The organism is Mixta mediterraneensis (genome assembly GCF_030283135.1).
Classification (GTDB): domain Bacteria; phylum Pseudomonadota; class Gammaproteobacteria; order Enterobacterales; family Enterobacteriaceae; genus Pantoea; species Pantoea mediterraneensis.
The window spans coordinates 1-25119 of the sequence record NZ_JASUAZ010000038.1 but is presented as its reverse complement, the minus strand read 5'-3'; the positions used below and the strand labels follow the sequence as shown (position 1 = coordinate 25119).

General features: G+C 50.2%; 21 protein-coding genes. 10 read left to right on the top strand and 11 right to left on the bottom strand.

From position 1 onward, the window contains the following. Nucleotides 1-136: 136 nt before the first annotated feature. Together fumA and proP are read left to right on the top strand one after the other, a co-directional pair. Nucleotides 137-1783, top strand: coding sequence for a class I fumarate hydratase FumA (gene fumA / locus QRY16_RS17210; protein WP_289777461.1), 1647 nt, complete (start codon nucleotides 137-139; stop codon nucleotides 1781-1783). Nucleotides 1784-2791: 1008 nt separating this feature from the next. After that, complete coding sequence (gene proP / locus QRY16_RS17205; RefSeq protein WP_289777460.1) at nucleotides 2792-4267, top strand: glycine betaine/L-proline transporter ProP; 1476 nt, start codon at nucleotides 2792-2794, stop codon at nucleotides 4265-4267. A gap of 391 nt (nucleotides 4268-4658) precedes the next feature. Here proP and QRY16_RS17200 read toward each other — a convergent pair whose 3' ends face one another. The 6 genes from QRY16_RS17200 to fdhF all read right to left on the bottom strand — a co-directional run bounded on the left by QRY16_RS17200 (nucleotide 4659) and on the right by fdhF (nucleotide 13120). Next, entirely contained in the window at nucleotides 4659-5204 is a 546-nt protein-coding gene (locus QRY16_RS17200; RefSeq protein ID WP_289777459.1) for a YbhB/YbcL family Raf kinase inhibitor-like protein, read from the bottom strand. 329 nt (nucleotides 5205-5533) lie between these two features. Next, the gene (locus QRY16_RS17195; RefSeq protein WP_289777458.1) at nucleotides 5534-7180 is read right to left on the bottom strand and encodes a dihydroxyacetone kinase subunit DhaK; all 1647 of its coding nucleotides are present in this window, start codon (nucleotides 7178-7180) and stop codon (nucleotides 5534-5536) included. 183 nt (nucleotides 7181-7363) lie between these two features. Next, nucleotides 7364-8293 (bottom strand): cytochrome d ubiquinol oxidase subunit II, encoded by a 930-nt coding sequence (locus tag QRY16_RS17190; RefSeq protein WP_193406214.1) that lies wholly within the window; start codon nucleotides 8291-8293, stop codon nucleotides 7364-7366. Nucleotides 8294-8299: 6 nt separating this feature from the next. Next, nucleotides 8300-9670: a cytochrome ubiquinol oxidase subunit I gene (locus QRY16_RS17185; protein ID WP_289777457.1), complete on the bottom strand. Its 1371-nt coding sequence runs from the start codon at nucleotides 9668-9670 to the stop codon at nucleotides 8300-8302. Continuing rightward, entirely contained in the window at nucleotides 9663-10148 is a 486-nt protein-coding gene (locus tag QRY16_RS17180) for a DUF1641 domain-containing protein (protein ID WP_289777456.1), read from the bottom strand. Before QRY16_RS17180 ends, QRY16_RS17185 begins: the two co-directional genes overlap by 8 nt. Beyond that, on the bottom strand, nucleotides 10148-13120 hold the full coding sequence (gene fdhF / locus QRY16_RS17175) for a formate dehydrogenase subunit alpha (RefSeq protein ID WP_289777455.1): 2973 nt from the start codon (nucleotides 13118-13120) through the stop codon (nucleotides 10148-10150). The genes QRY16_RS17180 and fdhF overlap by 1 nt, the downstream gene beginning before the upstream one ends. A gap of 386 nt (nucleotides 13121-13506) precedes the next feature. On the opposite strand from fdhF, the gene QRY16_RS17170 reads away from it, so the two are divergent. From QRY16_RS17170 to QRY16_RS17155, 4 genes are all read left to right on the top strand, one after another. Beyond that, complete coding sequence (locus QRY16_RS17170; RefSeq protein WP_289777454.1) at nucleotides 13507-14721, top strand: zinc-dependent alcohol dehydrogenase; 1215 nt, start codon at nucleotides 13507-13509, stop codon at nucleotides 14719-14721. Nucleotides 14722-15089: 368 nt separating this feature from the next. Further along, nucleotides 15090-15263, top strand: coding sequence for a GhoT/OrtT family toxin (locus QRY16_RS17165; protein ID WP_193406162.1), 174 nt, complete (start codon nucleotides 15090-15092; stop codon nucleotides 15261-15263). 112 nt (nucleotides 15264-15375) lie between these two features. Next, complete coding sequence (locus QRY16_RS17160) at nucleotides 15376-15546, top strand: hypothetical protein (protein ID WP_289777453.1); 171 nt, start codon at nucleotides 15376-15378, stop codon at nucleotides 15544-15546. Between the two features lie 327 nt (nucleotides 15547-15873). Beyond that, complete coding sequence (locus QRY16_RS17155; protein ID WP_289777452.1) at nucleotides 15874-17076, top strand: CynX/NimT family MFS transporter; 1203 nt, start codon at nucleotides 15874-15876, stop codon at nucleotides 17074-17076. Here the strand turns inward: QRY16_RS17155 and clcA are convergent. The 3 genes from clcA to QRY16_RS17140 form a co-directional block, all read right to left on the bottom strand. Then, complete coding sequence (clcA, locus tag QRY16_RS17150; RefSeq protein WP_289777451.1) at nucleotides 17073-18476, bottom strand: H(+)/Cl(-) exchange transporter ClcA; 1404 nt, start codon at nucleotides 18474-18476, stop codon at nucleotides 17073-17075. The genes QRY16_RS17155 and clcA overlap by 4 nt on opposite strands. Nucleotides 18477-18605: 129 nt before the next feature. Then, nucleotides 18606-18944, bottom strand: coding sequence for a cupin domain-containing protein (locus QRY16_RS17145; RefSeq protein WP_289777450.1), 339 nt, complete (start codon nucleotides 18942-18944; stop codon nucleotides 18606-18608). Nucleotides 18945-19018: 74 nt separating this feature from the next. Beyond that, nucleotides 19019-19960 carry a D-2-hydroxyacid dehydrogenase gene (locus tag QRY16_RS17140; RefSeq protein ID WP_289777449.1) on the bottom strand — a complete coding sequence of 314 codons (942 nt, stop codon included), beginning with the start codon at nucleotides 19958-19960 and terminating at the stop codon, nucleotides 19019-19021. Nucleotides 19961-20190: 230 nt separating this feature from the next. Here QRY16_RS17140 and QRY16_RS17135 point away from each other — a divergent pair, with 230 nt between their 5' ends. The 3 genes from QRY16_RS17135 (at nucleotide 20191) to QRY16_RS22250 (ending at nucleotide 22872) form a co-directional block, all read left to right on the top strand. After that, nucleotides 20191-20604, top strand: a complete 414-nt coding sequence (locus QRY16_RS17135) for a DUF2946 domain-containing protein (RefSeq protein ID WP_193406167.1) — start codon at nucleotides 20191-20193, stop codon at nucleotides 20602-20604. A 67-nt stretch (nucleotides 20605-20671) separates the two neighbouring features. After that, complete coding sequence (locus QRY16_RS17130) at nucleotides 20672-22387, top strand: DUF2534 family protein (RefSeq protein ID WP_289777448.1); 1716 nt, start codon at nucleotides 20672-20674, stop codon at nucleotides 22385-22387. Nucleotides 22388-22644: 257 nt separating this feature from the next. After that, nucleotides 22645-22872 carry a tail fiber assembly protein gene (locus QRY16_RS22250; RefSeq protein ID WP_419776143.1) on the top strand — a complete coding sequence of 76 codons (228 nt, stop codon included), beginning with the start codon at nucleotides 22645-22647 and terminating at the stop codon, nucleotides 22870-22872. Here QRY16_RS22250 and QRY16_RS17125 read toward each other — a convergent pair. Then, the gene (locus tag QRY16_RS17125) at nucleotides 22844-23983 is read right to left on the bottom strand and encodes an acyltransferase family protein (protein ID WP_289777447.1); all 1140 of its coding nucleotides are present in this window, start codon (nucleotides 23981-23983) and stop codon (nucleotides 22844-22846) included. The two genes, QRY16_RS22250 and QRY16_RS17125, sit on opposite strands and share 29 nt — an antisense overlap. A gap of 340 nt (nucleotides 23984-24323) precedes the next feature. Here QRY16_RS17125 and QRY16_RS17120 point away from each other — a divergent pair, with 340 nt between their 5' ends. After that, entirely contained in the window at nucleotides 24324-24530 is a 207-nt protein-coding gene (locus QRY16_RS17120; protein WP_289777446.1) for a hypothetical protein, read from the top strand. A 60-nt stretch (nucleotides 24531-24590) separates the two neighbouring features. Here the strand turns inward: QRY16_RS17120 and QRY16_RS17115 are convergent, their stop codons facing one another. Then, nucleotides 24591-24860 carry a hypothetical protein gene (locus QRY16_RS17115; RefSeq protein WP_193406170.1) on the bottom strand — a complete coding sequence of 90 codons (270 nt, stop codon included), beginning with the start codon at nucleotides 24858-24860 and terminating at the stop codon, nucleotides 24591-24593. Between the last annotated feature and the right edge of the window lie 259 nt (nucleotides 24861-25119).

Here is a 25119-nt window from a genome sequence, read left to right as displayed (position 1 = left end):
CCACTTATATTATACCATTCTGACACTCACCAGCGGCTCTCCCGGCGGCTGGTGAGATAATAAAACCATTAAATTCCGCCAGTGATGTTGTCTCTTCTGTTAAGAAAAAAACTACCGAACATTAAGTGAGCATAACATGTCGAACAAACCGTTCTATTACCAGAACCCTTTTCCCCTTGCCGATGAAAACACTGAATATTATCTGCTGAGCCGCGATCACGTTTCCGTTGCTGAATTTGACGGGCAGGAAGTACTGAAAGTTGATCCCCAGGCGCTGACGTTACTGGCGCAGCAGGCTTTTCATGATGCGTCATTTATGTTGCGTCCGGCGCATCAGCAGCAGGTTGCTTCAATCCTGCATGACTCGGAAGCCAGTGAAAACGATAAGTATGTGGCGCTACAATTTCTGAAAAACGCTGAGATCGCTGCAAAAGGCGTTCTGCCAACCTGCCAGGACACCGGCACTGCCATTATTATGGGTAAGAAAGGCCAGCGCGTCTGGACCGGCGGGGGTGACGAAGCCGCGCTGTCGCGAGGCGTTTACAATACTTATATCGAAGATAACCTGCGTTATTCGCAGAACGCCGCACTGGATATGTATAAAGAAGTGAATACTGGCACCAACCTGCCGGCGCAGATCGATCTCTACAGCGTGGATGGGGATGAGTATAAATGTCTGTGCATCGCGAAAGGTGGCGGTTCCGCTAACAAAACCTATCTGTATCAGGAAACTAAAGCGCTGTTATCGCCAGGTAAACTTACTCAATATCTGATCGATAAAATGCGTTCGTTAGGAACCGCTGCCTGCCCGCCCTATCACATCGCTTTTGTAATCGGCGGCACTTCGGCTGAAAGCACCCTGAAAACCGTTAAGCTGGCGTCAACCCACTATTACGACACGTTACCCACAGAAGGTAATGAACACGGTCAGGCATTCCGGGATGTGCAGCTTGAGCAGGAACTACTGGAAGCGGCGCAAAACCTGGGCTTAGGCGCACAATTTGGCGGGAAATATTTTGCCCACGATATTCGCGTAATACGTTTGCCGCGTCACGGTGCATCGTGCCCGGTTGGGATGGGCGTTTCTTGCTCCGCTGATCGAAATATCAAAGCAAAAATTAACCGTGACGGCATCTGGATTGAAAAACTTGAAGTTAATCCAGGCCAATACATTCCTGAAGCCTTGCGTCAGCAGGGCGAAGGCAATGTGATCGCTGTTGATCTGAATCGCCCAATGAATGAAATTCTGGCCCAGCTTTCTGAGTACCCGGTTTCAACCCGTGTTTCGCTGACCGGCACCATTATCGTGGCGCGTGACATTGCCCACGCCAAACTAAAAGAGCGCATCGATAACGGCGAAGGATTACCGCAATATATCAAAGATCATCCGGTATATTATGCGGGCCCGGCGAAAACGCCAGAAGGCTATGCTTCAGGTTCGCTCGGCCCAACCACCGCAGGCCGCATGGATTCTTACGTTGATCTGCTTCAGGCCAACGGCGGCAGCAAAGTGATGTTGGCGAAAGGTAACCGCAGTCAACAAGTAACAGATGCATGTCAGAAACACGGTGGATTCTATCTGGGCAGTATTGGCGGCCCGGCTGCGGTACTGGCGCAGCAAAGTATTAAGAGCCTGGAATGTGTTGAATATGCCGAGTTAGGCATGGAGGCAATTTGGAAAATCGAGGTAGAGGACTTCCCTGCTTTCATTCTGGTCGATAACAAAGGCAACGATTTTTTCCAGCATATTGAACGCAATCTATGCGCGAAATGCGCCAGGTAACCGTGCTGTTGTGGTTACATCGCAAATATAAAATCTGAAAAAGCAGGTCTGGGTTCAAACTTCCTTCGGGCCCAGACCTTTAATTTTGCAGCTACGGCAAAATCACTTTCTCTGTCTTCAGCCTGGTAAATGGCTGTATAAACGCATCCAGCGAACTGCGATAGCCGGTAAAGCTGCTTTATTCGGCTTCTCAGGCGTTTTCACTGTGGGATCGGATGAGGTTGCGCCATTGTCACAAACAGGTTGCTGTTTATTACCGCTAATGTTACCCAAGTCAGGGCATAGCCGCAGATCTGTTGAAGCTTAAACGGTTAACGGACGACCTTAATATTTCTGACAAGACGCAAAAAGTAAAATCTTACATGATAAAAATGATTTACAAGGCACTCATTTCCCGTAGCGTTTGCTCTCTTCCTGCCAGCCCAGGCGGAAGCTCAGTCCCTTATAGTTATGGCGCAGTATAAGAAGCGCGTTTATAACGTGAGATGAAGTTTATTTACCTTAATTCAAACGGTTATATCATCTCAAGGTAAAGCGCACAGCGCTTCCGTGATAAAAATATATATTTCATCGCATTATTTATGCCGGTTAACACACTACTTTATTACCAGTAAAAAATATTTCGCCGATATGCATACTTTTATAAACTGCTCTGTATTTAGATACGTTATTAAATAAAATATTTCGGCTCGCCCGTATCAAAATAGTGATTATTCGCTCTACGATTGATCCGGCCTCGTTATTACAAATCCTGAACGGGAAAATTACAAAAAATAAAACACTATCAACGAAGTGACTCCTGCTGCGTTTAACAACAATGGCGGTTATTATGGCTATAAACTTGCAAAAACAGACAGTAATGATCTAAGGTGAGCGGCTGAAACGTTTAACCGCTTCATTTATCCGTAATTCGGGCTTCTTATAGCTTTCATTTCCATCGTTTCTTACGTTCATATTTGCGGCTGCGAAAGCTATAAGATTCCCTCAATTGGGCTGTATGAGGAGAATATGACCACTAAAACACCATCATCTGAACATCCGAAAAAACACTTCTGGAATAAGAAGCAAAAAGAAATGACCGTTGACGATATTACCGTCATAGACAACGACATGTTGAAACGTGCCGTCGGCGCGGCTGCGTTGGGTAATGCCATGGAGTGGTTTGATTTCGGTGTTTATAGCTATCTTGCCGTGATTATCGGTAAGGTCTTTTTCCCGGATGCGAATAATGCGGTACAGTTGATTGCCACTTTTGGTACGTTTGCCGCAGCATTCTTAGTTCGCCCAATTGGTGGGCTGGTCTTTGGGCCGCTCGGCGATCGCATCGGACGCCAAAAAGTCCTGGCGATGACCATGGTTATGATGTCCATTGGGACATTTTGTATTGGCCTGATCCCCGCTTACTCCTCCATCGGCATTATGGCACCGGTTCTGCTGCTGGTGGCACGTCTGGTTCAGGGTTTCTCAACAGGCGGTGAATACGGTGGAGCAGCGACGTTTATTGCCGAATACTCCACCGATAAACGCCGTGGTTTTATGGGCAGCTTCCTTGAATTTGGCACCATCGGCGGTTATCTGCTTGGTGCCAGCCTGGTCACCGCAATGACCATGATAATGTCAAATGAAGCTATGCTGGCGTGGGGCTGGCGTGTACCGTTCTTTATTGCGGCGCCACTGGGTTTGTTCGGCCTGTATGTGCGGCTGAAACTGGAAGAAACCCCGGCCTTCCAGCAGCATATGGAAAAACAGGAAGCGCTGGAGCAGAGTAAACCACGCCTGACTTTGCTACAGATGTTGTCTAAATACCGCGCACCGATGATGAAATGTATTGGGCTGGTACTGCTGTTTAACGTATCCAACTATATGCTGACCTCGTATATGCCGAGCTATCTGACCGGCGTACTGGGTATGAATGAGATGAGTGGTCTGCTGCTGGTAATGGTCGCAATGTTTGTGATGATGCCGCTAACTTTGTTATGGGGCCGCTGGACTGACAGAATCGGTCGACGCCCGGTGATTGGTTTTGGTGCCGTTGGCCTGATTCTGCTGTCGATTCCCTGCTTTATGTTGCTTGGGAGCGGTAATATGTGGGCCGTATTTGCAGGGTTGCTGGTTCTGGGTGTGTTGCACACCTGTTTTAGCGGCACCATGCCGTCAACGCTACCAGCCTTGTTCACCACGGACATTCGTTACAGCGCCCTGGCCATCGGCTTTAATCTGTCAGTTTCGTTGTTTGGCGGTACGACGCCACTGATTACCGCCTGGCTGGTCGATACCACACATAACTTAATGATGCCCGCTTATTACATGATGGGAGCTGGGGTGATCGGCCTGATCACTATCCTGACAGTACATGAAACCGCACGCCAGCCGCTGAAAGGCTCTTCACCTGCGGTAGCAACCAGAGCGGAAGCACAAAAGCTGATTGATAAGTTGCGCATGCGTAACAGTAAATCGAAACCGATTCCTGTGCCGTCGGAATAATCAATGACTAAACCGGGCTAGCCCCGGTTTTTTTGCCATGCTCCGTATCTATTTTCTCAAGCTATTTGCTGTTACTCTTCGCTGCTTTGTCCGACTATTTCCTATTTTGACGACGAGCTGACGCGCGCTGCTAGCCCGGCAAAAAATAAAGGTTTCAGTACACTTTCCTTCCCGCCATGTGCTTACTTACCTGATAACGCAGCCGTTTTCACTTCAATATTTAATGAAGATGATCGTAGCTACCTAAAATATGTTGTAACTATAATGGTTATTTTCTGTGCGATTTAAAAAGCATGGCCGGCTTGTCATTGAAACCATGCAGCGCATGCTATAACAGCTGGTCTGACTATGCAGATAATCAAAAGTGCGGAATTATCCGCACCATCTTTACTTAATCGTTACCAAAACGGCCAACGGTGCTTGCAGCGCCTAATGTATGTCCTTTCAACTGGCTCAATAATTCAGCATGCGTTAAACCCGCTTTTAACTGTGCGGGAAGATCGGTGGCGATCAATACAAAGTTATAATGATGCAGACCGCTACCCGCCGGGGGGCAAGGACCGTAATAACGGGTGGTGCCAGGCGAATTTTGACCGCCGGTATAACCTTTACCTTGTGTTAGCTCGCCTTGCGCAAAAGCGCTTCGGTTTACGGAGATGTTGTATGCCACCATATGAGTCACACCCATGCCTTTGCCGCCGGACGGATCGGTAATTAATAAAGCGAAACTTTGGGTGCCGACAGGAACATGTGACCAGTTAAGTTCAGGCGAGACATTTTCACCAGTACAAGAAGGGTTACTTTTGTTGCCGCCAGCAAATTTCTTCTCTAGTACGGCATTGTCAGTAAAATCTTTGGATTGCAGCGTAAATACCGATGCCGCCATGCTGGTAATCGGTAATGTGGCGAATAAAATGGCGCACGCTAATTTCTTCACAAATCACTCCTGTGGGAAAAAATAAATTAAACAGCAGCTAAATATTAACCAGCCGTAATGATACCTTTGCGAAACGTTAAGATTCAGCCGCTTATTAACTATATACCCATCTGTGAAGTGCGATAAAAAATTCACCCGCTTCCGCCAGGCGTACTGGAATATTTAGCGTGATATTTTTCATTCTGACTTGTTATTTTGAAGGTGATTTATCCACCGTCACCACAGAAAAGCGAAGATAATGAAAGGCCGCCGGGCTTTTTTACAACACCGAATCAGCCCTTCCCGTTCTGGCTATGAATCCGGCCAGAACGGGAAGAAAAGCTAACGCGTTATTGTATTTGTTTTAGCGCAGCAAATACCCGCGCAATTGCCACGGCGCCCGGATCCTGGACGCCATGCAAATTTTCGCTGTTGAGATATGACGAGCGCCCTGCCTTGGCCTTTGTCATGCTGGCGGTATTTTCCGCGCCTTTATTCGCGGCATCGGCCACGTCAGTGAAATCTTTGCCGTTAACCATCGCTTCAATTGCTGGTTGTAGCGCATCGATTAAGGTACGATCGCCGAGCTGCGCGCCGCCATAATGCTTCATTTTTTCCAAACCTTTTTGCAGCGCTTCAGGCAACGCGTCGCCCTCCGCCATTTTTTGTCCGGCAGCGGTAAAGAAGATAGCCATTAACACGCCGCTGGAGCCGCCCATCACTTTTGCCAGCCGCTCGCCTGTTACCGCTAACAGATCGGGTAAGACGTTTAGCGGCAATTGTTTTCCTTTACACTCATCATAAATTTGGCGCGCCCCCGCGGCGAACGTTGAACCGGTATCACCATCACCAACCTGCGCATCCAGCTTGTTTAGATCGCTTTCATTGGCGATCAGGGTTTCGCAAATAGTATTGATGATGCGCGCGACTTCCGCGTTTTCAGACGGTTCAGCGTTGATCTCACTGGCCTGTTTTTTCGCTTTATGGGATTTCAGTGCTTCAATTTTTACCGCTTTTAACCAGCCTGCGGCTTCTACGGGGGCGCAAATGGCTTCTTCAAACAGCGGTGTCAGTTCAAGACAGGTAACAGAATAACCTTTCATATCCAGCGCGGTCATCATCGCGGCAGGTCCAATTAAATACTGCACGTTTTTGCTCAGTGGTGATTCGATCAGGTCACGCGTTACCAGGTTCATTTCTAACGCTGACATTCCACCGAGATTGTTGACCAACAGCGCGCACGGTTTTTCACTCTGCTGCTGATTAAACACTTTTGTCAGAAGCTGTTTGGCGATTTGCTGGCTACTTTGTGATTCCATAACCTCAATGCCCGGTTCACCATGAATACCAAGACCCAGTTCTACGCTGCCCTCCGGCACACGTTCGTTCGTATTTTCGCCAGGCAAATGACAGCTCGACATGGCGACGCCCATGGTAGTCAGCGCGTTATTCGCCGACTCGGCGATTTTGGTCACCGTTGCCAAATCGTCACCCCGTTCAGCAACAAATCCCGCAATTTTATGCACCAGCAAGGTTCCCGCCACACCGCGCGGCTGAGGATTTTCAGGCAGGGCGACATCATCACCCACGATCACCATGCTGACATTAAATCCTGCCTTACGCGCTTTTTCAGCGGCCAGGCCAAAGTTAAGACGATCGCCAGTGTAATTTTTTACGATTAACAGGCACCCGGCATCGCCAGTCAGATTGACGATGGCGTTATACACGGCTTCCACGCCTGGCGAAGCAAACACATCACCGCATACTGCGGCAGTTAACATGCCCTTACCGATAAAGCCAGCATGCGCAGGCTCATGCCCCGAGCCGCCACCAGAAATCAGCGCTACGCGTTTTTTATCCCAGTCATTACGCATCACAATGCGGACCCATGGATCGACATCGAGTCGCACCAGATTTCGCCATGGATTAGCGTAAATGATGCCATCCAGCGCTTCAGCAACAAGATCTTCCTTTTTATTCATCATGAATTTGGTCATTACTTATTCCTCATCTGATTGGTTCGATGTTATTTGCGTGATGAAAAAGTGTTACACAAGGAAATGAATAGCGGAGGTAAAATGCGCTGGTAATGTCTCAACCCGCAGAAATCCATGTCAGCCCCATTTGCATGATATGTTTGCGCGACAGCAGAATTGCTAAGCTCACAGCTATCGCGCTAACTATTTCACTTTTCCATGGAATACCCAGAACGTCCAGGTGTGATAAATAAGCGTAACCGGCATGACAAAGGCCACGCCCGTTAACACAAATCCCTGTGTTATCGTACCGGAAGCGCTTTCATGGAGATCAAGCTTGTGCGGAATTAACCATGGATACATGCCCCAGGTCACGCCTGCAATTACTGCGGTGATCAGCGCCAGCGTTATAGCAATTTGTACATGTGGACCAGAACGGTATAGCGCAAACAGCAGCATTAACCACAGCATACCGATCAACAGGCAAAGGCCTTTGCCCCATCCGCTCCACGTTTGCTGCCAGGGATCGGGATTAAGCAAGATCAATGCTAAAAACAGTACCAGCGCAACCACCCAGAAAAACCATGCTAATGCGTTTGCCAGCATTTCCACTGCTTCACCAATGCGCCAGCGGATCCAGCAGCAACCAAGTAACAAATAAATCGTCATTAAGCCGAAGCCAGACACCATTGCGTACAGGCTAAAGCCGGACAGGCCCCGCCCTTCCAGCACCACGCCTGCGCACCATCCCTGACAAAACGCCGCTAACGCCGAAGACAGCGGCAATAGTTTATCCAGCCAGTGTTTTAACCTGTCGCTGGCCTGCGAGCGATATTCCAGCGCCAGCGCCCGCATAAACAGACACAGCAGCATGATAAAAACCGGTAAATACAGCGCGCTAAATAATGTGCTATAAGCCACAGGAAACAGCGCCAACAGACCGCCCGCCAGCAGTACCAGCCAGGTTTCATTAGCGTCCCACACCGGCAGGATGCTGTGGACCATGCGCTGTTTTTGCTCTTCATCACGGAACCAGAAAAACAGCATACCGACCCCGAGATCGGCACCATCCAGCCATACGTACATCAACAGTGAAAACAGCAGCGTCAGCGCGGACAGATCGGCTAAGTTCATTGTCCGTTATCTCGATGAGGTGGTTAACATATTGGCGACAATGTGGGGTTCCTGTGGCAGCGGCGAATTTACATGTTGCAACAGGTAGCGCAGGCCCAGCGCGAAACTCAGGCTGTAGATCAGCAGCACGCCGATAACAGACGTCAACATCCAGCCGAGCGGCAGCGCTGAAACACTTTGCGCGGTGCGTAACAAGCCATAAACCGTCCGCGGCTGGCGCCCCAGTTCAGTCACCAGCCAACCGGCCAGCATGGCGATGAATCCACCCGGCGACATCCACACCAGCCACCATAATAAACGACGCGATCGGATCAGTTTCCCCCGCCAGCGCTGCACATTGGCGACCAGCGTGGTGATCAACATTAATATGCCCAGCCCGACCATTACGCGAAACGAAAAAAACACCAGCAGTACCGGTGGCAGCGTATCAGCGGAAAATTCACTCAGGCTTTTTATATGGCCGTAGAAGTTATGTCGCAGGTACAGCGATCCCACATTAGGGATCGCGACTTCAGCAAGATTACGCTGCATTTGCTGATCGGGTATCGCAAACAGCCGCAGCGGCTCTCCCTGGTCTGTCGCGGGCGGCTTCCAGCTGCCCTCTATCGCCGCCAGCTTGGCAGGCTGATAACGCAGCGTATTTTCACCGTGAAGGTCCCCAATAATCAGTTGCAGCGGCACGGCAAACAGACAAAAGGTGATAGCACTGGTCAGCATGAATTGGGTCGCCGCTTCCTGCGGACGATGCAGCACACGCCACGCCGCTACGCCAGCTATCATGAACGCCACCGCAATCAGCGTAGCCAGTAGCATATGGGCAAAGCGCCAGGGGAACGAGGGTGCGGAAAGCAGAGTAAACACGCTGTTGGGATGAAACACACCGGCTTCATCCCGTGAAAAGTTAGCCGGTGTTTGCATCCAGGAATTAGCAGCAAGGATCCAGAACGCGCTGAGAAATGCCCCAATGGCCACCAAACAGGTAACGATGAAATGAATACCGGGCCGAATACGTCCCATACCGAACAGCATTACGCCAGTCAGAGCTGATTCAAGAAAAAAAGCCACCAGCACTTCATAAAACAGCAAAGGGCCAATTACGCCCCCTACCCGCTGAGAGAACGGCGCCCAGTTGGTGCCAAACTGAAACTCCATCACTACGCCAGAAACCGCACCGATTGCCACCGTCAGCGCAAAAATCTTTAGCCAGAAATGCAGCGCCTCCCGTGCGCCAGGATGATTGCCCCAGAGCCAGCGCGCCTCAAACCAAACCAGAAAAGGCGCAAGACCCAGCGTTAATGCCGCAAGCGTGATGTGCATACCCATTGTCAGCGCAAACTGACCACGCGACAGCAACAGCACCCATTCTGCATCACTCATGGGTCTGCTTTCCGCTGTAACGGGTTACGGGTGGCTCCTCTTCGCGCTGCAATTCCTGAGAAAAAGCTTCCATGCCGGCGAACAAAGGCCGCAGACTTTGCCACAGCGCTTCGTCCTTCAACAGCGAGATCACGCCCTTCAGCCCAGGCGCAGCCGTTTGCTGCTGCGTCTGCTCACTGGCCGGTTTTAGCGCCAACAGGCCGGCCCGTAGCGCCATAATCATATGGTTAAACCTTTCGGGTGGAATTGTACCCAGCGCCATCATTAACAATGACAGGTTTTGAATCGCGTTTTGCGAGCCGGGCCGGTTTAAACCATCGACCAGAATTTTGCCAATCTCACTGTTTGCTTTCACCACATCATTCGCAAGGCGTAAAAAACCATGCTCATGCAGGCTTTCCAGCAGCGTATCCAGCGATTCTTTTGCGGTAGGTTCGGTCCGCGTAGGCGGCACGTCGTATTGCATGCGTTCGGCCATTAAAATTTCTCCGGATGTTTTACGTGTGCGGGCGGTTGTTGATAACCCGACTGCTGCCATTTGCCTTCCACTGGCAGATGATCAAGCGGTGTGCGCTGGCCGTATCGAAAATTATGTTGGGGCAAAGGATTAGGCTGCGGCGGCCGATTAAGCTTGTGCATTTTCACGGCAATCTCTTTATATGCTGGTGTGTTCACGTCTGGGTCATGATGATCACCGGTTAAACCGTTTACTCCCGGCTTGCCATGATGGATAGGTATAAATAAGACGTTGCCGTGCACCCGCTCAGTAATCACCACAGGCACTTCCAGGTTGCCACGTCTGGACGCAATCGATACCCAGTCGCCCTCCTGCAACTGACGATCGGCAGCCAACTGCGGCGAGATTTCAACAAACCAGTTGGGCGACAGTGACAGAATACGCCCGCCCTGTCCGGTTTGATTAGTGGACTGGAAATGCTCCAGCATGCGGCCATTATTCAGCAGCAAATCATATTCATTATCTGCACTCTCGGCTGGCGGCTGCCATTTGAGCGCATACAGACGCGCCTTTCCGTCTGGAAAGTGAAAGGTGTCGGTGTAAAGCAGTGGTGTGCTGCTACCATCAGCTTTTACCGGCCACTGTTGAGACTGCCAGCCCACCAGCTGTTCATAACTGACGCCAGCGAAAATCTCAGCAATGCTTGCCGCTTCAGCCATGATGGCGCCGGGATTAGGATAACGCCACGGATGACCCAGACGGGCGGCAAGATCGGTCAAAATTTGCCAGTCCGGACGGCTATCGCCAAGCGGCGGCATCGCCGGAGAGAAATGCTGGATACGTCGTTCAGTATTAACGAAAGTGCCTTCCTTCTCGACGCCTGGACATCCCGGCAATACCACATCAGCAAATTCGGCGGTGCGGCTCATGAAAATGTCCTGTACCACCATAAAATCCAGTCGGCTGAAAGCTTCGTGGACTTTAGTGGAGTCGGCATCAGAGAAAGCGGTTTCTTCGCCGATGATGTACATGGCCCGCAGTTTTTTCGCATGGGCCTGTTGGATCATCTGGAAGTTGTCTGCACCCACCTTATCTGACAAGGCTTCAGTCGCGACACCCCAGGCTTTGGCCCACTTCTCTCGTTTAGTCTGATCCGTGACCTTTTCATAGCCAGGATAAATGTTACTGAGGCAGCCAAAATCACTGGCGCCCTGCACGTTATTGTGACCGCGCATCGGATAACCGCCAGTACCGGGACGGCCATAATTTCCGGTCACCAGCAGCAGGTTTGACAGCGCAGTGCTGGTATCCGCGCCGTGGCTATGTTGCGTGATACCCATCGCCCATAACAGGCAAACGCTGCCTGCATTTCCGATCATTTCAGCGGCAACCGTCAGCTCTGCCACGCTTAAGCCAGTAATGTCGCTGGCAAATTCCAGCGTAAATGGCTCAAGTGAAGCGCGATATTCTTCGACCTGAACAACCCGTTCGCGAAGAAAATCTTCATCGGCGTACCCGTGGTCAAACATATAGCGCGCCATCGCCGAAGCCCAAACCATATCAGTGCCCGGCTTTACGCGCAGATAGCAGTTAGCACGTTCGGCCATTTCATGACGACGAGGATCAACCACCAATAATTTTTGCCCGTGATGTTTGTGGCTTTGCTTGATGTGCGAGGCGATAACCGGATGGTTTTCCGATAAGTTGCTGCCGACAATCACAATCAGTTCAGCCTGCTGTAAATCTTTGATACTGCCTGCATCGCCGCCATAGCCTACAGTGCGAAAAAGTCCCTGGGTAGCTGGGTTCTGGCAGTAGCGTGAAGAGTTATCAACATTATTAGTACCAAAAATAAGTCGGGCGATTTTCTGTGTCAGGTAAGCTTCTTCATTACTGGCCTTGCTGGAGCCAATGAATCCAATAGCATCACCGCCGTGCTGGCTGGCAACCGCACGTAACCCTTGAGCCACGTGCTCCAGCGCCTCATCCCAACTGGCAGGCCGGAACCGTCCGTCTTCACGAATTAGCGGAGTGGTCAGGCGTTTAGGACTGTTAACAAAATCCCAGCCAAACTTGCCCTTAATACACGTAGAAATGCCGTTGGCGGGTGCGTCTGCAACTGGCTGAACTTTTAAAATATGGCGGTCACGCGTCCATATTTCAAAACTGCAACCCACGCCACAATAGGTACAAACGGTTTTGGTTTTTTTGATTTCTGCCTTACGCAGCGCGGTATCAATAACGGATACCGCGGTAATCGGCTCCATGCTGATACTGTTTTCCAGCGACTTAACGAAATCAATCAGTGGCCGTTTTACCTTTTGCGGCATAGCAGTAAACGGTCCCGCATCGGGTTGCATGGTTTTTTCCAGCAAGGCGTTACAGGGGCAAACCGTAACGCAATGTCCGCAACTTACGCAGCTGGAACCGGCAATCTCTGTCCCACCATCCCATAACACACGCGGATGCTCGGCGGTATAATCGATCGACAAGGTTTCATTGACTTCAACGTTTTGGCAAGCTTCTACGCAACGCCCACACAAAATGCATTGGTCTGGATCGTAGGTATAAAACGGATTGGAGTGATCTTTTACACTGGGTTTGCGCTCATAGGGATAATACTGGATGGGAATGTGCATATCTGCGACGGTATTATGCAGCGTACAGTCACCGGTATTGTGTTCGCACACGGTGCAATAAAGTTCATGGCGGTTGAGAATACGATCCATGCCCTCTTCTTGCGCGGCGCGCGAGGTGGCTGTCTGGCTGTTGATTTGCATCCCTTCCTGGGTGGTTAAGGTGCAGCCACGCACCTGCTTGCCATCTACTTCAACCCAGCAAACATCACAGGTCTGCAACGGCGGTAAGGCCGGGTGATAACAAACGTGCGGTAATTTTTTTCCGTGGTGCTCAAGAAAATCTATTAATGGTTGGTCCACGGCTCCACTTAACGCTTCGCCATTATAAATAATGGTGCAAGTATACTCGCTCATATTCTGCCTCGTTAACGACATTGCTTTCAGCTTCCTGCTGACGTTTAGTTATTGTAAAGTTATGTCTTTGAGGATAGCGCTTATTACCTGTTCTGCAATTTGCTTGCGCTCTCGTTAATTAAGAATGAAATAAAAGCTAAGATGACCCGCTTCCGCTTCGCTTTGTGAACCGCTTAAATAATTAATAAATTTCAACCGCTTAGTTATTTTAAATTATCGAGCATTACGTGATTTATATTTACTAACAAATCCCAAAAAGATAATTACCTGATTTTTATTCGGATTTAACCTAATCAGGTAAGAACAGTCAAATCCACTCCTATACTGATCGCTGTTCTAATCTACGAGTAAAACGCAACCGCAACGTAAATTTATCGGAGGAAAATATGCGAGCATTAGTCTGGCACGCTGTTGGCGATATTCGACTGGATGACGTACCTGACCCGAAAATAGAAAAACCGACGGACGCGGTAATTAAACTCACCGCTTCGGCTATTTGCGGGACGGATTTACATTTTGTCCGGGGCACCTTCAGCAATATGCAACAAGGCACCATTCTCGGCCATGAGGGCGTGGGCATCGTTGAAAGTCTGGGCGATGAAGTGCGCAATTTTAATCCCGGCGATCGTGTGGTGGTTTGCTCAACATTATCGTGCGGCGTATGTCCGCCCTGTCGCGCCGGTCATACCGCGCAGTGTGACAATGCCAACCCTAATGGCCCGGAAGCGGGAACCTGTTTCTTTGGCGGTCCCCAGGCTACCGGCCCGATAAATGGTTTGCAGGCTGAAAAAGCGCGTATCCCGTATGCCGCCAATACGCTGGTGAAAATTCCTGATGGCGTGAGCGATGAACAAGCGCTGATGATCAGTGACATCTTCCCTACCGCATGGTTTGGCGCGGAGATGGCGGAAATCTGCCGTGGCGATATTGTGGCTGTATTTGGCTGTGGTCCGGTAGGACAATTTACTATTGCCAGCGCGTTATTAATGGGTGCAGCACGCGTCATCGCCATTGACTGCCATGCAGATCGCCTGGCGATGGCAAGACGTCAGGGCGCGTTCACCATTAATTTTGAGCATGAAGATCCCGTTGCCACGGTGAAAAAGCTTACCGGCGGCACCGGTGTAGACTGCGTTATTGATGCTGTCGGTGTGGATAGCCAGCATGCGCATCATGGTCCTGCCAGCGATGAAGCAGAGAAAAAAGCGGATAAATTCCAGCAGGAAGTTAAACAGGTTGCTCCAGAAACGCATCCGCACGACGGCAACTGGATACCAGGCGATGCGCCAACACAGGCACTGGAGTGGGCAATAGCCAGCGTGAAAAAAGCGGGTCGCTTGAGTATTATTGGCGTTTATCCTCCGGCTGCGGAAATGTTTCCGATTGGCCTGGCGATGAATAAGAACCTGACAATGAAAATGGGTAACTGTAATCATCACACCATTATTCCGCATCTGCTGGAACTGACCCGCAGCGGCGTAATCGATCCGGTTGACGTGCTGACGAAAGTCGAGCCGATGAGTAACGTTGTTGATGCCTATAAAGCTTTCGACAAACGCGAGCCCGGCTGGATTAAGACCGAACTGGAACCGCAGGCTTAAACATAAACAGAGCGCCCATGGGTGCTCTGTTATTAAGCGTGCGAACAGCATTACGCGCTATGCAATCTTGCCCCTCTCCTGGGCCGATTTCACGGCAACTTTATTATAGCGGTTAAATACGCCTGGAAATCCGTATGGTATTGCTGCCATTCGCCACCAGGGTTAAATGACTGCTAATAGCGCCGCATCTGGCTTTTAGGCAACTATCACAGCCGTCTTTCAGGCTGAAATCGCCTGTGAACGCATGCAAAATCCCTTACCGCGCTTAGCAACATTAATCAGTGGCTAAACGTGCTTTTTACTTGATCTGGATCACGAAATTTCGCATTATGCGCGGCGCAAATCCTGTTAACGCTGCGGAGAAAGAAATGACCCTTTATCAACATATGCTGGTATTTTACGCCGTCGTCGCATCAATCGCAGCGCTTATCACTTACTTCATTGCCAAAGATAAATTCAGCATCAAATTGCTGAGCGCATTTCTGGTCGGCGCAACCTGGCCCATGAGTTTTCCAGTCGCGCTAATGTTTGCTCTGTTTTAATTGACATTTTTCGTTCACCGGTCACACTTAGGCGATACGCCTCTGGTCTGCTGGATGCTTTTTTGACCACCGACGTTTGTTTGCTCTCTCAAAACCCCAACAAGGAGCGGATATGCGTTTTTTCCCCCTGTTTTTGTTTATTACTGCGTTAACAGCCTGTAGTTCGCCATGGGCACCGGAAAAGCCGGTACCGAAGGGCGAAACGCGTCAACAAACCTGTCAACCCAGCTCCAATCCTAATCAAACCGATTGCGGTCACTTTCCTGAACCTGAGTTTCACTGATTAGCTGCGTGGCAACACTGATAATCACAAATCGCCGGCGCCAGGTTACTGGCACCGGCGGTTTGCCCAAATGCGGCGAGGCGCATTTTCACTTTTCACGGTGAAACATCTGTCTTCAATTCTCTGTAATTTAATGTTTTATCCCAAACTGAAATGGCGGAATAGCCGCGAAGTTGCTTTCATATATTATTCACATTGGTATTTATCAAGGGTTTACACTGTACCGTTCAGCCATTAGGGTAGCGTGCAGACATCGAATCTGATGCGTAAGCGTTAACGTCAACCAACGCACCACCTGCAGCCTTGCTGCTCTTGATGATGTGTACAATGACGCCTGTTCAAACACCTGGTAAATCTTCATCCGTTATTTCCAGTTCTGGATTTTTCCTTTTTGTTTTGCTGCTGACCGCTGCTAATCTGCGCGCGCCCATTACCGCCGTTGGACCGGTGCTACAGAATATTCGTCTCGCTTTCGACCTCAGCGCCAGCGCCGCAGGGTTGTTCAACTTTATCCCCCTGATTCTGTTTGCGGCCTTAGCGCCGGTTGCGGCAGCGCTGGGTAATCGCATTGGGCTGGAACGTAGTTTGTGGGGAGCGCTCAGCCTGATTACCCTCGGCACGGTGATCCGCTGGAGTGCCAGTGAGACCGCTTTGTGGTCAGGTACGCTACTGCTTAGCGCAGGCATTGCCTCGGCGAATGTCTTGCTGCCGCCCTTAATCAAACGTGATTTCACCGAGCATACCGCTAAATATATCGGCTTATATGCAGCAACCATGTCGATTGCCGCGAGTCTGGCCTCCGGTATTTCAGTGCCGCTGACGCAGCTTTCCGATGCCGACTGGCGTCTGTCACTGGGCGTGTGGGCGGTGCCAGGCATGGTTGCGTTAATTGTCTGGTTGCCGCTGTTGCGTCATCGTCATCAGCAACCAAAATCGGCGGCGAGCCATCAGGATCTTACCATCAGCAACCCGTGGCGAAACGTGATCGGCTGGCAAATCGCACTGTTTATGGCGTTACAGTCGCTGGCGTTTTACACCTTGATCGACTGGTTTACGGCGTATGCACAAACTCAGGGTTTCAGTCAGGCGCAGGCCGGCTGGCTGCTGTTTTGGTATCAGGCCATTGCGATTGTTGCCAATCTCGGCTGCATGATGGTGCTGAAAAAGGTCCGGGACGCCAGATTAACGGCATTTGTCGCTTCATTAGCGATTTTTCTGGGTATGTCAGGCTTGCTGCTACAACCGCAGCTCGCGATCATTTGGCTGACGCTGGCGGGTTTGGGTGCAGGCGCATCACTGGTTTTATGCCTGTCGCTGTTTAATCTACGCGCTCGACATCATCGTCAGGCTTCACAGTTATCCGGCATGGCGCAATGCGTTGGATATGGCTTAGCCGCGCTCGGACCACTGTTTTTTGGTGTGCTGCATGACCATAGCGGCAACTGGACGCTACCATTTACGGTTCTGGTAGGATTGAGCTTCTTGCAAATGTTGCTCGCGCCGCTGGCAGGCAGCGCAAAGCAAATTTAGTTTTTCACCACTGCATCAGGATCGAGTTTCTGCTCTTTAGCCAGAGTGCGCGCCAGTAAGGATGAATATAGCGGCGTTCCGCCAAAGAACTGTGCCGCTAAGGTGGCACCGAGGCAGGTAATGATCATCGGCAATATCAGCTGATAATTGTTGGTCATTTCCAGCACCAGCACGATCCCGGTCAGTGGCGCGCGTACCGACGCAGCAAACAACGCCCCCATCCCCGCTACCGCAAAAGTAGCGGCTTCAAGATGATAATGCGGAAACTGCTCAACACAAATCTGGCCGAAGCAGGTGCCAAATAGCGTCCCCAGGGCCAGCATTGGGGCAAAAATACCGCCCGGCGCGCCCGATGCAAAACAGCAAAGCGTGACGACAACACGCAGCACGAATAACAGAAACAGCGCCGTCTCGGTGTAACGACCTGTCGCGAACTCTGGGATCAGCCCAATTCCCCCATTTATTGCTTGCGGTACAACTAAACCCAGTACGCCACAGAAGCCACCGAGTATCGCTCCACCTATTACCCAGCGCGTAATCCATCCCTGATGCAGCTTCTGGAACAGATCCTGAGTTGCAAAGATCAATCGGTTAAACCCTACACCAAAGCCCCCAAAAATAATGCCCAGTATCAGATAAAGCCAAAGCGTTGGGGTGGGCGCATCTTTCAGCAAGCCAATATTGATGATGGCCTCGTTGCCGTTCAGCAGGCGAAATACGATGCTCGACATGATTACGCCAACGAACACCGCTTTAATCGAAATCAGGCTATACCGAAACTGCGGGCGCATCTCTTCAAGTATGAACAGGATGCCGGCCAGCGGCGCGTTAAAGGCCGCAGATAAGCCCGCTGCTGCACCAGTAGCCAGGATTGTATGGCGTGATTCAGACGAACGGATACGAAAAATATCCAGGCACATACGTCCCAGATTGCCACCGATTTGCACCGTTGGCCCTTCTCGTCCCAGTACCATACCCGAACCCAGCGCGCCTAATCCGCCAAAAAATTTTACCGGTAATACTCGCCACCAACGCACCGGCCGAAGTTCCTCCAGCGCCCCTTCAATCTCAGGAATACCCGAACCACCCGCTTCTGGTGCAAAACATCGCACCAGAAAATAGCTAATCGCGGCTAAAACCGCAGAGACAAAAAAGGCGCACCCGCCATAAATAAACCAGTGGTTATCGACGTTAGCCAGCCAGCCCAGACGCTGTTGAACTACCCATTTCACCGCTTTATCAAACGCGACGGCCACTAAGCCTGTAAGAATACCCACCAGCGCTGCCAGAAACAGTACGGCAACCGACGTTTTATCACGGCGAATTAATCGCTGGAGCAGTTGCAAACGCCCCGCCCGAACGGCAGCACCCGGTTCAGGGGAAGCTGAGTGAAAAGACATGCCAAACCTCATTTCCGCGCAAGTGCGCATGACAAAGCAAAAGAAATCCAGAGGTTACCGCAATCTTAAGCGGTTGCCTCGGCTTTAATCGTCTCGGAATTTTACAAACGGCCACCGTTATGCGGCGATTCACGAAGGGATTTCGTAATGCACTGACAGCCAAATCGTAGGCTGAACAGTGCTGGTCCAGTTAACGCGATGACGGCATTGTGCCGGAATATTGACGAAATCACCGGCGCGCAACACCCGTTCCTGCGACTCATTTTCCAGTTGCAGTCCCGCTTTGCCTTGCACCACGAGCACCCATTCGCCTTGCGGTTGGCAGTACCAAAAATCTGGCGGGCTCGCTTGCCCGCTGGAGATAATGCGCTCAATACGTAATCCCGGACGGCTCAGCAAGTCTACAAAGGTTTCCTGTCCGTTATTTTTAGCCGCTTCGGGAAGAGGGGTTAGCAGGTTAGTCAGCACAGCGATCGCTCATGATTGTAGAAACAATTAACTGGGATGCGCAGGCAAGGAGCCTGTTTATCCCGGATAAAGTGTTAACTCACCACATTGATCGGCGCGTTTTGCTTAAAACCCGCCAGATTAGCAGCAATTCCCTGCAGCAAATTATGCACCCCGCTTTGACTTGCCCAGGCAATATGCGGCGTCAACAGCAGATTCGGCAAGCTGGCCTGCAATAGCGGATTATCACGATCCGGTGGCTCACTACTCAGCACATCCAGCGCTGCGCCACCAATTTTACCCTCACGTAAGGCCAAAACCAGGTCAGCTTCGTTGATCAGCCCACCTCGCGCGGTATTAATTAGCAGCCCCTGCGGCTTCATTTTGCTCAACGACTGGCGATCGATCAGCTGACGCGTTTGATCGTTCAGCGGGCAATGCAGCGAAATCACATCGCTATTCGTCAGCATTTCATCGAAGCTAACATAACCGTCTCGTACCGTTTTGTTGCCTTTGCGCTCGGCAAACAGGACTTTCATCCCTAAAGCAGCGGCCATTTTTCCTACCGCGTTGCCAATATCGCCTTTGCCAACAATGCCCAGCGTCGCATTGGCAATATCCAGAACTGGCTGACGATGAACGCAGAAATGCGGCGAATCCGGCCAGACCGCTCGCGTACTGTTGACGTAATCCGTTAACTGACGGCGCAGCGCAAAAATAAAGGCAATCACGCCTTCCGATACGCTGCGCGTCGAATACCCCGGCACATTGCTTACCACGATCCCACGCTCACGACAGGCATCAAGGTCGGTGCAATCAAAGCCCGTTGCCGCTACGCAGATGTAACGGAGGTCAGGAAGTTGCGCCAGGGTCGCGGCGCGCAGCGGAACTTTATTAGTGATAGCGATGGTGGCACCCGTCAACGCGCTGACGATTTCGTCTACCGCGGTGCTAGTGCGAAATTGCCAGCTACTGCACCATTCAGGTTTTTGCGGCTGAAGCGGCAAGGTTTCGCCATCAAGGGTAACAATTTTCATCTTTTGTCCTTTAGTTTTCGAAAATATGTAATTTTTTCATCCTCTAACCCGACCACAATGTTATTCATCTGTGCTTTATAGGTAATCATTAGGTTAAATAACTCTCTTCATACAGTGAACAGGCTCAAAAGTAGCGAAACTTTTCAGAAATAGTGCCATTTTTTTAGCGCCGTTATTAATGACACGTTACACTGCCCGTCTCAAGATTCTGACCAGTAACGCTTCTTCATATGTATTCGACTTATCTGACACAACGATTCACAGCCTGTATTGCGATACTGGCCGTGTTGCTGTTGTTTGTTGCGCCGATCGTATCGAAGAACCTCGCTGAGCGTCATGACAGAATGATGATGACCCACGATATGTCAGCCATGCATACGGACATGCCCACGTTGCGTCACCACAGCGCTATGCCGAAAAGCGAGCATAACGTAAAAATGGATGAAGGCTTCGCCTGCGGTTATTGCGAGTTACTGGTCCATGTGCCGCTGATGCTATGGGTATTTGTTGCCTCCACCTGGCTGATGCTGATTGTCTCGCGAGCCCCACCGGTTTATGTGGTTGCCCAGCCGCTGTTAAAACGCGTTACCGGCAACCATTGCCCCCGCGCACCGCCTGTCGTGTTTAATTTCACTGCTTTTTGACCGACTTCTTGATCTCCTCTGTGGCGCAAGAAGACTTGTCCTGTCTTTTAAATAGTGTGGAATGGCTATGTCATTATCTCGGAGACGTTCTCCTGCATCACGCGGCGCGGTGCTTAATCTGTTTCGCCGCCTGCATTTTTATATCGGCCTGTTTATCGCGCCGTTTATCTTTGTCGCTGCCTTAACCGGCACCCTGTATGTACTGACACCACAGCTTGAAAATGTTATCTACAGTGATGCGTTAACCGCCCAGCCGCAAGGCATGGCAAAGCCGCTATCCAGGCAAATTGAAGCGGCGCGTCATTACGCCGGGCAAAACGCACATATTTATGCGGTGCGTCCGGCGCCAGGCATGCATGACACCACCCGCGTACAGTTTGCCGCAGCGAACCTGGGCCCCTCGGAATCCCGTTCAGTATTTATCGATCCTTATACGCTTAAAGTAAAAGGCGACATGACGGTGTACGGCACGTCTGGCGTGTTGCCGCTGCGCATGTGGATCGATCAAATGCACCGCAGTTTGTTGCTGGGCGACACTGGTCGTAGCTACAGTGAACTCGCAGCGTCCTGGTTGTGGGTGGCAGCACTCGGGGGAATAGTGCTGTGGTTGACAACACGCCCACCTCGTCAGGCGAAAAAAGCCAGGACCGGTTTTGCCCTGACGCGTCACTGGCACGTCACGCTTGGTTTGGTGCTGGCGCTTGGCCTGGTATTTTTCTCCGTTACTGGTTTGACCTGGTCGCAGTGGGCGGGAAACAACATTAATAAAATGCGTAGCGAACTGAACTGGCTGACGCCCCAGGTTAATACCGCGCTGAACAGCAGCGGAGCGTCTATGCCTGTCGATCCACACGCCGAACATCACGGCGCAATGGATGGCATGGTGATGTCTGCAAAAACGGCGGCCCCGCGTATCAGCAATTATTTAAATACCGACTGGGATCGCGTCCTGAGCGCGGCACGCAGCGCCGGCATTGAAGCGGCAAAAGTGGAATTGCGTCAACCCAAATCAGCCGATCAGGCGTGGACAGTAACTGAAGTGGATCGCAGCTGGCCAAGTCAGGTCGATTCCGTTTCGGTAAATCCTAATGACTTTAGCATTGTCGATCACGTTGAGTTTGCGACCTTTCCGCTGGTGGCTAAGCTAACGCGCTGGGGCGTGGATGCGCATATGGGCGTGCTGTTCGGCCTGCCTAACCAGCTGATTCTGGCGCTATTCGGTGTCGGTTTGTGCAGCATGATTGTGCTGGGCTATCGCATATGGTGGATTCGTCGCCCTGCAATGCCGCAACTTAATCCGGCACAGACCCTCTCCTCCGCATGGCTCGCCCTGCCGTTATACGCCCAGGGTGTCAGCCTGATTCTGGTACTGGCGCTGGGTTATGCCTTACCGATGATGGGGATCAGCTTGCTGGCGTTTGTGTTACTGGATATTCAGCGATGGCGCAAAGTACACCGTGCGGCACAACCTAAAGCCGAAGTATCGCCTGACAAGCAATCACCGTTGGCGATCATTCAGTCACGTTTTGCCGTAAAGCGTAAAGAGATGCGTTATTTCCTGCGCAGCGTGGCGGTATTGGCGTTGATAGTTGGAACTATCATGGCGCGTGCGATGATCAGCGGCGTGATCGAGCAATATCAGATCCCTTTTAGCAACTGGTCGTTAATGATGTACCTTACGCAGGCGATGATGATTCTGCTCTATTCCACGGTATTTACCGGCTTGTTATCTATTCCGCTATGGTATTTCTTCCTCGGCGAAAGCGACGAGCAAGGTAAGTAAGGTTGTTATTGCCCGTCACTCTGGCGGGCAATTTTTTTCATATCCGAAGAGGGGCGAGACGGGTATGAATGCCAGAATGACTTTAGTCCAGAAATCATAAAAATCATGTATGACGCAGAGGGTGTGATCCGCATTATCACTCAGGATATTTCCTGCCTGTATCCAGAAGGTCGTAGCGTAACTGAACTGGATAAATTGCCTGATGCGCAGATATTGATGGCAACTGGCAGTTTAAAAATAATAAAGTTCTTAAACGATTGCCAAGGCACGAGGCGTTAATACATTCGGCAGACAGTAAGAAAAAACACTTATCTGCCGAAGCTGAGAAAATAATGGCTCCGCTGCGGGACGCGATTGAACTGGAGATAGCCACGGAGCAGGAAAAAATGCGCTACGTAACCCGGCAAAGATACCGGGTTCCTCTGAGCCGCATTGACACCTCTTTACCAGAAAATATCATCTGGCCTCCTTTTCCAGAGGAATAGCATCCATTTTAGCGTTATAGAGGGGCAGAAGTTTCTTTTTCAGCCAGCGCGTAAAACGGACTTCAATATATTGATAAGTGAAATGTGCGGCGATGATAGATGCGGCAGTTGCCAGTATAACTGCCAGTACGGCTCTGACAGGCGATGCATCTGAAAATTCAAACCGTTTCAAAACGGCCCAGCCTACTGGATTATGTAACAGATAGAGCGAGAAAGAGATATTTCCCAGATAAATTAATATCGCCGGAGTGAATTTGCTCAGCACCGAATCGCCCAGTGTCAGGGTAAGCACAAAAAGACCGATAATTACCGAGCTCCAGGTGTCTAAGGCCCTGATATTATGCGTGTAAATTCCCCATGCAAGGTATAGAAAAATCACCAGGGAAAGCAAGGCCGAGAACAGCGGCAAATGAACTGATGTGATTTTCTGTCTGATGCCAAAATAAAGATAGGCGGCAATCGCGCCAATTAAAAACGCCAGAATGATGGGGTTTGACAAAAGGCCATAAAGTGGCGATTCCACATGATAGCCCTGAATATTTAGCGTGGGTTGAAAACCTGCTATCGCAGGAATGATACAGGTCGCTAATGCTCCCCAGCTTATCAGCGCTATAAACCGGTTTCTTATCAACAGACACAGACCAAAAACCAGGTAAAAATAGATTTCATAATTAAGCGTCCAGCGAATGTTATACATTCCCCCATCATCAATGTAATGCGGCGTTACATCGGTTTTGTAGACGGTAAAGGTGAGCGCACTTATTAAATTCTGTACCTTTTCTGGATAATGGAATGTGCTCATTGCCCCGCCCAGAAGAAAGGCGATGAGTAAGCCAAAGTAATAAAGAGGAAGAATACGCACCGCCCGGTTTATCAGAAACCGTTTCGAGGAGCTAAAGTCACTACGATAGTGGTGAGTGGTGTAAACCATGATAAAGCCGCTGATAACGAAGAAGATGTTAACGCCAATGATTCCCCATCCAAACAGCGCGTCCCATAGGCTCGTCCCACTATTATCATCGCCTCGCAGATAAAAGCGGTAATGGAAAAGCAAAACCAGTAACGCCGCAACACCACGCAAAGCCTGAAGAGAGTAGAACTTTCTGTCCATAAAAATACTATCGTCGAAAAGAAATTAGCGGATAAGGATACGGGATGAAAAACATTCCTGACAGAAAATTTTTTTGAAGAATAAAAATGGGATGCGCCTTCTGTATTGGGCTTATAGATCAAGAACACCCGGTGCCGGTGCTCTCTTCCAGACGCTATAAAAGTAGAACCCTGCCCAGGTGTGCGAAACAGGTTCGGGTCAGCGAATATTGAATGGTCACCCGCGCCAGAAAAATCCGTGCAGAAAACGTAACGACTTTTACGTATAGGTAATAATCTAAAGAACATATTTATCACGCGGATCCGATGGGATTATCGTACGGTGTAACAGCATCCATAATATGATTTCAGGCCAGTGGTGGTCATCCGCGTACCGCGTTGATAAAGACAAGCTATTGATACAACAAGGCAAAATAAAGCCGGCTGGCATTAACCGGCAAATCGCATCGGATTATTCTTATGGCGAGGTCTATCAACAGCAGAACAAGTGGGCGCTATTTAACACGGCGGGCTATCGCGAAAAGTATTGCGCTGGTTATCACCGATGATTCCTGCCGGGCAGCAATATAGAAATGAGTCACCGTACTGAAACACGTAATTATGTGGAGTTAAAGCAGATCATAATTAAACGGTGTACGAAACGCATGACGTGCAGCGTTCATTAGCTGGCTGGCGGTGACTGTATTCGGCAAACGCATCAGGATCTTGCTAGCCTGCCAGTAGCACAGCACCATCATTTCATCATCTTCACTTTCAGCCAGTTCGCTCAGTTTTGCACGTAACGACAGTACATTCAGCGTTTGGTGCTCATCCAGCATATCAGCGATGGTCTGATTAATAATTTGGTGAAGGGTTTTCCAGGACAAATCTGTGTGCAAAATAAACCTCTTTGATGCTTTTCAACTCCGGGCAAATGAACATAAATATCCGCTGCAAAAAAAGTCGCAACGTAAGGGCAGAAAAGTATGGCAATAACTATAGACGCTTCTGGCTGCCGCTGCCGGGATGCCGGCTGAGGGATCCCCACTAATCGCAGCTCAGTAAATCATGACCATATTCCGGTATGAACGGGCAAGATGATTGAGGACCTCATCCGGCAACAGCTGCCTTAAGACCAGCGAAGAATGTCTGAGGATG